This is a genomic window from Effusibacillus pohliae DSM 22757, assembly GCF_000376225.1.
GTDB classification, from domain to species: domain Bacteria; phylum Bacillota; class Bacilli; order Tumebacillales; family Effusibacillaceae; genus Effusibacillus; species Effusibacillus pohliae.
Window position 1 is genome coordinate 1 of the sequence record NZ_AQXL01000083.1, and the last position, 12,524, is coordinate 12,524.

The window sequence follows — 12,524 nt, forward strand, 5'->3', positions numbered from 1 at the left end:
AGCCAGCCGAGGGATCCCCCGAGTCGTGAACCAAATCTGCCTGCAGGCCCTGTACGCTGCGGCAGCCAAGGGTAGCGACGTGGTGGAAGACAGCCACATCCAGCGGGTACTGACGGACCTGGATCGGCAACGGGGAGCAGTCGGTTAACCGGCTGCTTTCTCGTGCCTGCGATGACTGTCGACACAGCGCTCACTCGGCTGGCGGATTGACGGTAGAGCGCTCACGACAATGGCGGTGAGAAATTCACCGCCAAATAGCGTGAGCGGCTACAGTATATACCCAGGTGCCGCCAAAAGTGGAATATTCTTTAACAGAATACGGCCAAACCATTCGAGAAGTTTTAGAGGTCATGTCCCGGTGGGGAAGCAAGCATAAGGAAAGAATCAAGGAAAACGATTGATTTCCGATAAAATGTGTCCCACTGGCGAACCGATCGCACGTTTCTGTCGTTATCTGAGTGTACAAGAAATTTGGAAGGGGAGAGTAGAATGAAGAAACAGTGGTTGACTTCGGGTGCGGCGGTGATTGCGCTCGCGGGATTGGCAGGCTGCGGCAGCGATAAGGCTCAAACATCCGGGCCGTCCGAGCCGGCCAAGCAGGAACAGTCGGCGTACGCACCGGAGACCAAGAAACCATCTTTTAAGGTGGAGGGGCTGAAAGACGGGGATACGGTGAAAGCGGGAGACGTAAAAATTAAAGTCACCGTCTCCGATTTCAAATTGGTCGATTTTGTGACCAACAAAGATCCGAAGCCGGGCGAAGGGCATATTCACATCTGGCTCGACACCGATCCGAATGATCCGAAAGCGGCGCAAAAAATCATCAAAGACGCGGACAACATTGTGCTGAAAGACGTGAAGCCGGGCGCCCACACTCTGGTGATCAGCCTGAACGGCAACGATCACAAGCAAGTGGATGGAACGACGCCGCAAACGATCAAATTTTCAGCCAAATAAATGCTCGCAGCAGGGAGGAGGCCAATGCACCGTGCATTTGCCTCCTCTCTTATCTATTTGATTTTTCCGATCGCAAGATGAACCCGGTAGTTGCCGTATTGCGAATTTCGTCCAGCAGTTGATTCAGCTCCTCCTGTGAAGAGACGTGGGCTTTTACCCAGTAGCAGCCGTCTCCGCTGATCCGGTAAGCTTCCTCGATCCTGTCCTGGCTCGCCAAAAACTGCTGAAACGCGGTGTGGTCGGTCGTTTTCATAAATACGGTAATCAGGGCGGTCAGCGGCTTGCCCAATTTTTGTTGGTTGAGGCGGATCGTGAACGCTTCCAGGATTCCGATCTCTTCCAGTTTGTCATGCGGTTCACACCTGGCGTTCGTTGAATTACGGCACAATTGCGCCAGCTCTGTTGTCTTTCCCTGGCGCCTGTGATACAATGTCATTTGTTGATCAAGGCGGTCCGCTGCCAAAGTGCGAATTTTGGCATGAACGTCTGCAGGGAAGGAGGAAGCAAGCGTGAATCAGGAACTTCTCCGTCAGATCACGGATGAACAACTGCGCAAGGACATTCCGAGCTTTCGCCCGGGCGATACCGTGAAAGTGCACGTGAAGGTGAAAGAAGGAAACCGCGAACGTATCCAGGTGTTCGAAGGCGTTGTGATCAAGCGCCGCGGTTCCGGCATTTCCGAGACCTTCACGGTTCGTAAGATCTCGTACGGCGTTGGCGTGGAACGTACATTCCCGCTGCATTCGCCGAAGATCGAGAAAATCGAAGTGGCGCGCCGCGGCCGCGTACGTCGTGCGAAGCTGTACTACCTGCGCAATCTCACAGGGAAAGCGGCTCGCATTCAAGAAATTCGCTAACTGCTTGAGAGGGACTTGTGCATGCAAGTCCCTTTTCCCGTCATGGGTGAAATCGCCAAGCGGGGCTGATAGAAACGGGTTGGAGGGGAACCCTTATGTCTGAACGCAAAACGAATGAGCTGTGGGAATGGACGAAAGCGCTCGGACTGGCACTGATCCTGGCGCTTGGCATTCATCAATTCGTGTTTGCCCAGTTTCTCGTCGACGGCGAATCGATGATGCCGACGATGCAAAACCGGGAACGGCTGATCGTCAACAAACTCGTATATCATTTGCATAAACCGGAACACGGCGACATTGTTGTATTTCAATATCCGGCCGATCCGTCGAAAGATTTCATTAAACGAGTGATCGGTCTGCCGGGGGACGTAATCGAAATTCGCGAAGGGAAAGTGTACCGGAATGGGGAAGCGTTGCAAGAACCCTACCTCGGCGAACCGACAAACGGCGTATTCGGACCTGTCAAGGTACCGGACGGCACATTGTTTGTGATGGGGGATAACCGCAACAACTCAAAAGACAGCCGCGACCGGTCGGTTGGCTTTGTTCCTTTGAATCTGGTGGTTGGTCGGGCCGATCTGGTATTCTGGCCGCCGGAAAAATTCAAACTGTTCCCGTTCAAATAGAAAAGGGGGAGCCGCATGACAATTCAATGGTTTCCCGGCCATATGGCGAAAGCCCGCCGGGAAGTCGCGGAAAAGCTCAAATTGGTCGATCTCGTGTACGAACTGGTCGATGCCAGGATTCCGCTGTCCAGCCGCAACCCGATGATGCATGAGATCACACAGCAGAAGCAGCGGGTGGTGCTGCTCAACAAGGCGGACCTGGCGGATCCTGTCGTGACGGAACAGTGGATCGCCTATTTCGACGGGCAGGGCACGCCGGCCGTGCCGGTGGTGGCCACCGCAGGCGAAGGGTTGCGGCAGATCGAGGCGCAGGCGAAGCGGCTGGTCGCGCCCAAGATGGAAGGCTTGATGAAAAAAGGAATCCGCCCCCGCGCAATTCGCGCCATGATCCTCGGGATCCCGAACGTCGGCAAGTCGTCTCTCATCAATCGGCTGGCGAATCGCAGCGTGGCGAAGACCGGGGACAAGCCTGGCGTGACGAAGGCGCAGCAGTGGATCAAGGTGGGGAAAGATTTTGAGCTGCTCGACACCCCTGGCATTCTATGGCCCAAGTTCGAAGACCCGGAGGTCGGCATTCGGCTGGCGGCGACCGGCGCGATCCGCGACGAGGTGCTGGACGCCGACAAACAGGACGTCGTCTTCTACCTGGTCAAATGGCTGCGCGACCAATATCCCGGGGTGCTGGAAAATCGCTACAAATTGGAATCGCAGCCGGACGAACCGTGGGACACCGTGCTTGCAATCGGCAGGAAAAGGGGGCTGATCCGGGCCGGCGGCGTCATCGATGAGAGCGCTGCCTGCGATCTGATCCTGCGCGAATTCCGCGCCGGAATGCTCGGAAGAATCTCGCTTGAGCGGCCGTGACAAGCATGTGATTACAGGCAGAATATCCACGACCATCGAGCCTTTGAAAGGGCTTCGATGGTCTTTTGTCGTTTTCGGGGTACTGTAAATCGGGTGATCGGAGATCGGTGTGCAAGTGAGGGTGTCGAACAGCGGAGACAGTATACAGCAGGGGCGTTCCGGTTGCCAGGTCTTATCTGAGATAAAAGGAGATAAAAAGTATCTGTAGAATTGTTGCATGCTCATCTGATAAAATGAATATGTATGATCGAATAGTCAGTATATACAGATAAGGGGGATGATTTAGATTAGTAATTGTTCTCTTCAGTGGGATCTGGACGCTTTGTTTGCAGGCGGCAGCGATTCGCAGGAGTTTACCGGATTTCTTGACCGCCTGCAGTCGGATATCGTCTCGTTACATATCTCGTTTCCGATGCATGAAATTCGCCGACGGGCGGCGGATAAACTTTCGCCGGAGCAGGAGATGCTGGCGGGCGTTCTGGCGGTCGACGGCTATCATGCGTGGTCCGATTTGTACGACACGATGGCGGGTGGCATCGTCATCCCGTTTGAAAGGGACGGGCAAACAGAGGAACTGTCTGTCGGACAGGCGTTCAACCGGAGCGTACCTGCAACGGAAAGCGGAGCTTTTTGGCGTGAAACGGTTAAGCTGGCACGATGTGTCAGCACCGGTCGGACAAGTGGAGAAACAGATTTCGTTTACGGATGCGGCCGATTTTATCGATTACGGAAAATAGGCCAATCGGTTGATGAACGGGAGGTTGCAGATGAATCACAAGCGGTGTCTGACAGCGGAAGATCTGTACAGATTCAACTGGGTCGGTGAGCCGGCGGTTTCGAACAGGGACAGGGCGATCGCATTCGTGCAAAAATCGGTGAATGCAGAGCGGTCCGGTTACCGCACGCAAATTCATCTGGTCTCGCTAAACGGGGACGGCGAAACAGTGTTCACACAAGGGGAGAAGGATTCCGCTCCCGCGTGGTCTCCCGACGGCACACACCTGGCGTTTCTCCGAGAACAGAACGAGTTGCGGCAGATCTGGATCATGCCGCGTTCCGGCGGGGAAGCGCGTCGCATGACGGACATGCCACGCGGCGTCCACTCCTTTATCTGGTCTCCCGACGGGCGATCGATCGCCTTCACGGCCCGCGTGAGCGAAGATCCCCTGCGAGATAAGCGAGCCCCTACAGATGAGAAGAAGTTCTACAGGGAACAGGTGAGGGAGATCAACCGCACCAGGTGGAAGGCGGACGGCGAGGGATTTTGGGATGGGAGGCGGCTGCATCTGTTTTTGCTGGATGTGGCTGCCGGTTCTGTAACCCGTCTCACCGAGGGGAATTTTGATGCAAGCGAACCGGTTTGGTCCCCGGACGGGGCGACGATCGCGTTTGTCAGCACAATGGTGGACGATCCTCGGGCGGATCCCGACGCGCAGTTTTACAGCGATGTGTATACGGTGCGGACGGATGGCAGCCAATTGCGCAAGCTGACCGTTTCCAATCTGTCCATTATGCAGGCCAATTTTTCCCCAGACGGAAACACGGTCGCATTCTTCGGTCACGATCGTTCGTACGAAGGGGCCACCCAGACCCGGCTCTATACAGTGGGTGCCGACGGAGGGCCGGTGGTCTGCATCACGGAAGGATTTGACGGGCAAATCGGGAATGTGGCGATCAGCGATATGCGGTCCCACCTGCGGACGCCACCCCCCTTGTTCAGCGCGGATGGAAACTGGATTTATGCCCTGGTATCGCGGCATGGCAGCGTGCATGTGTATCGGTTTTCACTGGACGGCCAGCATGAACCATTGACTTCGGGCGACCGGGAAATCTATCAGTTTACGATCACGTCCGACGACCGGTATTTGGTAGCAGCGTCTACCAATGTGCGGTTGCCTGGCGATCTGTATCGCGTCGACCTGCAGACCGGGGAAGAAGTCCGGCTGACTGCAAGCAATGACCGGTTGCTGGAAGAAATTCGGCTGAGCGTTCCGGAAACGTTCTGGTTTGAAACGAGCGACGGGTGGAACATTCAGGGGTGGATCATGCGGCCGGACGGTTTGCAGGAGGGGAGCACCTGCCCCGCCATCCTCGAAATTCACGGTGGTCCGCACGCCATGTATTCTCACTCGTTCTTTCACGAGTTCCAGTTGTTGGCCGCCCAAGGGTACGCGGTGATCTATACCAATCCGCGCGGCAGCCACGGCTACGGGCAGCAGTTTGTCGACGCCTGCCGCGGCGATTACGGAGGAAGGGATTATCAGGATCTGATGGAAGCGGTCGACTACGCAATCGCCAACTATCCTTTTATCGACCCGCACCGGCTGGGCGTTACGGGCGGCAGCTACGGAGGTTTCATGACCAATTGGATCGTCGGACATACGGATCGGTTCCGGGCAGCCGTCACCCAGCGATCAATCAGCAACTGGCTGTCGTTTTACGGGGTGAGCGATATTGGGTATTATTTCGCGGAATGGGAAGTGGGCGGCAACCCTTGGGACAACCACGAGTTGTTGTGGCAACGTTCGCCACTCGCATACGCGGCTCAGGTCAACACCCCGCTGTTGATCCTGCACGGTGAAGAGGATCTGCGATGCCCGATCGAACAGGCGGAGCAGTTGTTTGTCGCGTTAAAGAAATTCGGTAAAGAGGTGCAGTTTGTCCGCTTTCCCGACGCCAATCATGAACTGTCGCGAAGCGGCAACCCGCTGCTGCGGGTGGAACGGTTAAAGCGGATTGTCGGGTGGTTCAACCGCTATATCGGCGGTGATACGCCGCACGCAGGCCGGTGTGCATCCTCGGAGGCAACTGGGTGACCATTTTTCCAAGTTTGACGGGTGGTGGTACGGCATGAGCCAGGTGTTGCTCGAAGTAAAAAAACTGAAGACGTACATCAGGCAGAAGAACGGGGAAGTACGGGCGGTCGACGGGGTCGATTTTTCCGTGAAAAAAGGGGAGACGCTGGCGATTGTCGGGGAGTCGGGCTGCGGCAAGAGCATGACCTCCCTCTCGATCATGGGGCTGCTTCCGAAACCAAACGGACGCATCGTCGAGGGCGAGATTGTTTTTTCGGGAATCAACCTGGTGCAGTTGAGCGACCGGCAACTGGCTGATTTGCGGGGCCGGATGATGTCGATGATTTTTCAGGAGCCCATGACCTCGCTCAACCCCGTGCTGACGATCGGCCGCCAGTTGCAGGAAGTGCTGCGGCGGCACCTGGCGGTGTCCAGGCAGGAGGCGCGGCAGCGGGCGGTTGAGATGTTGAAAAAAGTGGGGTTTGCCCGTCCGGAACAAATCCTGAAGGAGTACCCCCACCGCCTGTCGGGCGGCATGCGGCAGCGGGTGATGATCGCGATGGCGATGGCGTGCGAACCGGAATTGCTGATTGCGGACGAACCGACCACCGCACTGGACGTAACGATCCAGGCACAGATTCTCGATTTGATGAAACGGATGAAACGGGAGTTTGGTTCGGCGATCATCCTGATCACGCACGATCTGGGCGTGGTCGCCGAGATGGCCGACCGGGTTCTGGTGATGTATGCGGGACAGGTGTTGGAATCCGCGTCCGCTTACGACCTGTTTACCCAACCGAAGCATCCGTACACGGCGGGTTTGCTGGAATCGACGCCGCGCATGCACGATACGAGGGAACGGCTGACGCCGATTCCCGGAAACGTTCCATCTGCCGCCGATTATCCGGACGGTTGCCGGTTTGCCGCCCGCTGTCCGCGAGCGGTCGACAGCTGCCGCAGCCAATTGCCGGAATTGCGTGAGGTAGCTCCGCAGCATTTCGTTCGCTGCAGCCTGGTCTAAATGGGGGAAGTCGAATGCCTGACCATTTGTTGGAAGTCAAAGGGTTGAAAAAATATTTTCCGATCGAAGGCGGACTCCTCAAACGAACAGTGGGGTACGTGAAGGCGGTCGACGATGTGAGCTTCACTGTGCGCAAAGGGGAGACGCTGGGGCTCGTCGGCGAATCGGGCTGCGGCAAGTCGACGACCGGGCGGTTGATTCTCAACCTTCTGGAACCCACAGTGGGGGAAGTAGTGTTTGCCGGTGTTTCCCTGTCCCGATTGCCTCGTTCCCAATTGCGGGAAATCCGGAAAAACATGCAGTGCGTGTTTCAGGATCCGTATGCGTCGCTCAATCCGCGGATGACGATCGGCTATTTGCTGTCCGAACCGCTGTTTGTGAACGGCCAATGCAGCAAACAGGAGGCTCGCAGACGGGCGCTCGAGCTGCTTGAGCTGGTGGGGCTTTCCGCGGTTGACTTTGGCAAGTATCCGCACGAATTCTCGGGGGGACAACGGCAGCGGATCGCGATTGCCCGCGCACTCACTCTCAACCCGCAACTGGTTGTGGCGGATGAGCCGGTTTCCGCGCTGGATGTTTCGATCCAGGCGCAAGTGTTGAATTTGATGTCCGATTTGCAGGAAAAATTTGAACTCACGTATCTCTTTATCTCGCACAATTTGAGCGTGGTGCGCCATATTTCCGACCGGGTGGCGGTGATGTACCTCGGGCGAATCGTGGAGATCGCCAACAAGGAGAGCCTCTACCAGAGCCCCGGACATCCTTATACGCAAGCGCTGTTGTCAGCCGTTCCCGAACCGGATGTCACCATCAAACGGGAACGGATCATCCTCGAAGGAGACGTACCGAGCCCTGCCAATCCGCCGGACGGCTGCGCGTTTCACCCGCGCTGCAGGTATGCCACGGACGTTTGCAAACATTCCCGGCCGGAATTGAAATCGATCGCTTCCGGCCATATGGTAGCTTGCCACCTGTACGAACCGGTGCCTGTTTTGGCATAACAGGACGACGCATGATTTTGGTTGACCGCAATATGCCGTCAACCGGATCAGATAAAAAATCACGTGATCATAAGGGGGCCAAAGAACGCATGGAAATGTCAAGGAAATGGTTTTGGACTGCCGTGTCAGCCGCACTGGCGGCATCTGTGGCGCTTGCCGGTTGCTCGAAAGACACAGCGGCACCGCAAGCCAACACCACAAAGGAGAAAGTGGACGGCGGCGAGATCATCTGGGGAGGTGCCGGCGAACCCAGCATTCTCAATCCTTTTTGGGCGACGGACGTTGTATCCAGCAACATTTACGATCTGATTCTCGAACCTCTGTACACTGTCAATCCCAAACTGCAGCCGGAGCCTGTGCTGGCTGACGGAATGCCGCAAATTTCCAGCGACAATCTGGAGTGGATGGTCAAAATCAGGAAAAACGTCAAGTTCTCCGACGGACAGCCGCTGACGGCAGACGATGTCGTGTTCACATTCAGCATTCCGATTGATAAAGATTACGCGGGACCGCGCAAATCTACTTTTGAAAAGCTGAAGAAAGTGGAAAAAGTAGACGATTACACGGTGAAGTTCACGTTGAGCGAACCGTACGCACCGTTCCTGACAGGCGCTCTGGGCTATGAAATTCTGCCCAAACATATTTTGAAGGACGTTCCGATCAAAGAGATGGACAAAGCTCCGTTCACCAAAAATCCGATCGGCACCGGTCCCTACAAACTGGCCGAATGGAAGTCGGGGCAATATGTGAAGCTGGAACGGAACGAGAACTATTTTGCAGGCAAACCGGCGATCAAGACGATCACGTACAAAATCGTTCCGGAAGCCAATGCGTTGATCGCCCAACTGCAGGCGGGAGAAGTCAATCGGGCACTCATCTCTAACCCGGCCGATCTGCAGGCGCTCAAACCGTTGATCGATGCAAAGAAGTTCAAAGTGGCAGAAGATATCGGCTTCTCCTACACCTACGTAGGCTGGAACGAGATGAACGATCTGTTTAAGGATAAAAAAGTCCGGCAGGCGCTGACCATGGCGATCGACCGCAAAGCGATCGTGGATTCAGTGCTGGAGGGCCACGGAAAAGTGGCCAATGCACCGCAAAGCCCGCTCAGCTGGGCTTACAACGACAATGTCACCGTGTTCGAGTACGATCCGGAAAAAGCGAAAAAGCTGTTGGAAGAAGCTGGTTGGAAGGATACCAACGGCGACGGCATCCTGGACAAGGACGGCAAGAAATTCACGTTTGAACTGATGACCAACCAGGGCAACAAAGCGCGTGAACAGATTGTCACCATCATCCAGCAGCAGCTGAAGAAGGTGGGAATCGAAGTCACGCCGCGAATCATTGAATTCTCGTCACTCGTCAACAATCATATCAAGCAGAAGAAGTTTGATGCCTACGTATTGGGGTGGGCGCTGGCAACCGATCCGGATCCGACCTCCATCTGGCACTCGCGGGAAATCGCGAAAGGTTTGAACTACGTTTCCTATTCGAATCCGGAGGTTGACAGGCTGTCGGATGAGAATACGAAGGTGCTGGATCAGACGAAACGCAAGGAACTGATCGGCAAAGCGTACAAGTTGATTTCCGAAGATCAGCCGTACACATTCCTTTATTATCCGAACAAAATCGATGTGGTTCCCTACAACCTGGAAGGGTATGAATTCCATCCCCGTCTGGATTTCTACAACATGCACAAGTGGTACTTCACCAAATAATCTGCTGCAAAATGGGGCGGAGCGGTTCCGGCCTCTCCGCCCGGTTGCAGGTGCACCCGGCATCATAAATGGAACATTTCATCTGCCGATTCGCAGTCGATTGAAAGGGGATCCTCTATGGTAAACTACACGATCCGCCGGTTGATCCAAGCGATTCCTCTATTATTTGGCATCACCGTGATTTCATTTGGTCTGATGCACCTGACCCCGGGAGGACCGGTTGCCCTGTTGGTCGATCCTACCATCAAACCGGAGGATCAGGAGCGGATGATTCACGCGCTGGGACTTGACCAGCCGCTGTATGTCCAATATTTTCGGTGGCTGGGCGATTTGCTGCAGGGCAATTTCGGCTTTTCGTTTGTCAGGCGGGTGCCGGTGAGCGATCTGGTGCTGGAGCGGTTGCCCAACACGATGCTGTTGATGGGCGTGAGTTTGCTGTTCAGCTTGCTGATCGCCATTCCGGCAGGGATTGTATCTGCCACCCGGCAATACTCGAAACTGGATTATACGATTACGGTCGGCTCTTTTTTGGGGGTGTCGACTCCGAATTTCTGGTTGGGTATTATGCTGATCTTATTGTTTGCGGTACATCTGTCCTGGCTGCCGGCCGGCGGCGTGGCCACCTTGAACGCGTCGTTTTCCGTCTGGGATCGCATCCAGCATCTGATTCTGCCCGCCTTCACGTTGGGAGCGGCTGAGATGGCCGCGTGGACGCGATACACCCGCTCCAGTATGCTGGAGGTGATCCGCCAGGATTTTATTCGGACGGCCCGTGCCAAGGGGCTTTATGAGCCGACGGTGATTTTGCGGCATGGTCTGCGCAACAGCCTGATTCCGGTGGTGACCATCATCGGACTGACCCTGCCCGGACTGTTTGCGGGTGCGGTGATCACAGAAAGCATTTTTAGCTGGCCCGGGATGGGACGGTTATTCATTGAGGCGGTGTTCCAGCGGGATTATCCGATCATCATGGCGATCACCACCATCACAGCCTGCCTGGTCGTGTTCTGCAACCTGCTTGTCGATCTCATCTACGGGTTCCTTGACCCGCGTATTTCGTACAAATAAAAGGGGGCCGGATGGCAATGATGCGATTGCAAACGGATGGAGCGGCAACCGGTGTGCAACCGGTAGCCGGAACCTTGCCGATCAAGAAAACCAGCATGTTGCGAATCATTTGGGAGCGATTTTCCCGCAACAAGCTGGCGGTAGCGGGTCTTGTCTTCATCCTGCTGGTTGCCGTTTTGGCGATCCTGGCGCCATGGATCGCCCCCTACGATCCGGCAGAGCAGGATCTGCTGAAAAAATTGAAACCGCCGAGCGCGGAACACTGGCTGGGGACGGACGATTTCGGACGGGACATCTTCAGCCGTTTGTTGCACGGAGCACGCATTTCCCTGTCGGTCGGCATCCTGACCGTACTCGGCTGGATTGTGATTGGCACCGCCGTCGGAGCGCTGGCCGGTTATTACGGGGGAAAAGTGGACAACATCCTGATGCGGATGGTCGACATTATCATCGCGTTCCCCGATATTTTGCTTCTGATAGCGGTGGTGTCGATGTTCAAACCGAGCGTTGCCAATATTATCCTCATCCTGATTTTGCTACGCTGGACGAGCATTGCCCGCCTGGTACGGGGAGAATTTCTGAGCCTGAAAAATCGGGAATTTGTGCTGGCCGCCAAAACGTTGGGACTGTCGGACGTTCGCATTATATTCGTCCACATTCTGCCCAATGCGTTGGCGCCGATTATCGTGGCTTCCACTCTGGGAATCGGATACACGATTTTGACCGAATCGGCTCTCAGCTTTCTGGGACTTGGCGTTCAGCCGCCCACCGCCAGTTGGGGAAACATGCTGCAGGGAGCGCAAAGCATATCGATTTTGATGAAGGCTCCCTGGTATCCGGTGGCTCCCGGTCTGATGATTCTACTGACCGTGCTGAGCGTAAATTTTGTCGGGGACGGGCTAAGAGACGCGCTGGATCCCAGGTTAAAGTGAGGAAAACTGGAATGCCAATTCTGCCCGTGTTCCCATTGCAGATGGTCCTGTGGCGATGAAAACTCTGATGTTTATCTGTGCGATCGTCTGGTGTCCTGCCCTGGCCAGCACGTCCATCCGCACCTGGAACTGTTTCAATGAAAACTGTATCGTCTCTTGCATTGTCACGCCGAACGGGCTTGCCTGCCGTCCTTCGAATCCTTCCTGGGTGAGTGCGAAGGAAAGTGGAGCGAGCTCTTCCATTTTTTTGTGAGACCACGTCAAACAACCGGGGGTGTTCGCAGATCAATCGTTGCAGAAGATACGTTCCGTAGCCGATGTGCCGGGATTCGTCAGTTTTCAGATAGCCGATGCCTTTCATCAAACCGGGCATCTTGCCCATTTTGTTCAATCCTTCGTAAAACGACCAATAACCGGTTTCCGCCAGGGTCAAGTCCGGATTTTTGTGTAAATTCTTTTTGGGTTGGAGTTTCTCTGTCCATGGCTTTGCCCAGGCTGAATTGAACCGCATCAGGAGAGATTCGTCAAGGAGAGCACTTGACCAACCTCTCCTGATGCGGTATGTCGTTTGCTACGGGCAAAGCCGCATTTTGCATGAATGTCTCATGCCTGGAATTCTTCTGGATGCGCCCCGGCCTGTCGGTTGAGCCACTTGTTGTATGGATCTACCTCCAGGTACTTTTTG

At 55.3% G+C, this 12,524-nt stretch carries 13 protein-coding genes and 1 pseudogene; 12 read left to right on the plus strand and 2 right to left on the minus strand.

The window, feature by feature from the left end; all coding sequences use genetic code 11:
- Nucleotides 1-281 precede the first annotated feature (281 nt).
- Nucleotides 282-401, plus strand: a pseudogene (locus C230_RS21745) (winged helix-turn-helix transcriptional regulator); the annotation flags it as partial.
- An 88-nt stretch (nt 402-489) separates the two neighbouring features.
- Nucleotides 490-957, plus strand: a complete 468-nt coding sequence (locus C230_RS0102375) for a hypothetical protein (protein WP_018130454.1) — start codon at nt 490-492, stop codon at nt 955-957.
- A 49-nt stretch (nt 958-1,006) separates the two neighbouring features.
- On the opposite strand, the gene C230_RS19160 is transcribed toward C230_RS0102375, so the two are convergent.
- Nucleotides 1,007-1,345 (minus strand): Lrp/AsnC family transcriptional regulator, encoded by a 339-nt coding sequence (locus C230_RS19160; protein ID WP_211207990.1) that lies wholly within the window; start codon nt 1,343-1,345, stop codon nt 1,007-1,009.
- Nucleotides 1,346-1,466: 121 nt separating this feature from the next.
- Here C230_RS19160 and rplS point away from each other — a divergent pair, with 121 nt between their 5' ends.
- From rplS to opp4C, 10 genes are all read left to right on the plus strand, one after another.
- On the plus strand, nt 1,467-1,814 hold the full coding sequence (rplS, locus tag C230_RS0102385) for a 50S ribosomal protein L19 (protein ID WP_018130455.1): 348 nt from the start codon (nt 1,467-1,469) through the stop codon (nt 1,812-1,814).
- A gap of 95 nt (nt 1,815-1,909) precedes the next feature.
- Nucleotides 1,910-2,440 (plus strand): signal peptidase I, encoded by a 531-nt coding sequence (gene lepB, locus C230_RS0102390; RefSeq protein ID WP_018130456.1) that lies wholly within the window; start codon nt 1,910-1,912, stop codon nt 2,438-2,440.
- 15 nt (nt 2,441-2,455) lie between these two features.
- Nucleotides 2,456-3,304, plus strand: a complete 849-nt coding sequence (gene ylqF / locus C230_RS0102395; protein WP_018130457.1) for a ribosome biogenesis GTPase YlqF — start codon at nt 2,456-2,458, stop codon at nt 3,302-3,304.
- A gap of 322 nt (nt 3,305-3,626) precedes the next feature.
- Nucleotides 3,627-4,130, plus strand: a complete 504-nt coding sequence (locus tag C230_RS21750) for a hypothetical protein (protein ID WP_156807319.1) — start codon at nt 3,627-3,629, stop codon at nt 4,128-4,130.
- Nucleotides 4,072-6,120, plus strand: a complete 2,049-nt coding sequence (locus tag C230_RS19165) for a S9 family peptidase (protein ID WP_018130458.1) — start codon at nt 4,072-4,074, stop codon at nt 6,118-6,120. The genes C230_RS21750 and C230_RS19165 overlap by 59 nt, the downstream gene beginning before the upstream one ends.
- 34 nt (nt 6,121-6,154) lie before the next feature.
- Nucleotides 6,155-7,120 (plus strand): ABC transporter ATP-binding protein, encoded by a 966-nt coding sequence (locus C230_RS0102410; protein WP_018130459.1) that lies wholly within the window; start codon nt 6,155-6,157, stop codon nt 7,118-7,120.
- Nucleotides 7,121-7,134: 14 nt separating this feature from the next.
- Nucleotides 7,135-8,121, plus strand: a complete 987-nt coding sequence (locus C230_RS0102415; RefSeq protein ID WP_018130460.1) for an ABC transporter ATP-binding protein — start codon at nt 7,135-7,137, stop codon at nt 8,119-8,121.
- 89 nt (nt 8,122-8,210) lie between these two features.
- Nucleotides 8,211-9,839: a peptide-binding protein gene (locus C230_RS0102420; protein ID WP_018130461.1), complete on the plus strand. Its 1,629-nt coding sequence runs from the start codon at nt 8,211-8,213 to the stop codon at nt 9,837-9,839.
- 117 nt (nt 9,840-9,956) lie between these two features.
- Nucleotides 9,957-10,907, plus strand: coding sequence for an ABC transporter permease (locus C230_RS0102425; protein WP_018130462.1), 951 nt, complete (start codon nt 9,957-9,959; stop codon nt 10,905-10,907).
- 17 nt (nt 10,908-10,924) lie between these two features.
- Complete coding sequence (gene opp4C / locus C230_RS0102430; RefSeq protein WP_018130463.1) at nt 10,925-11,839, plus strand: oligopeptide ABC transporter permease; 915 nt, start codon at nt 10,925-10,927, stop codon at nt 11,837-11,839.
- Here the strand turns inward: opp4C and C230_RS0102435 are convergent.
- Nucleotides 11,831-12,082 (minus strand): hypothetical protein, encoded by a 252-nt coding sequence (locus tag C230_RS0102435; protein WP_018130464.1) that lies wholly within the window; start codon nt 12,080-12,082, stop codon nt 11,831-11,833. The two genes, opp4C and C230_RS0102435, sit on opposite strands and share 9 nt — an antisense overlap.
- Nucleotides 12,083-12,524 lie beyond the last annotated feature (442 nt).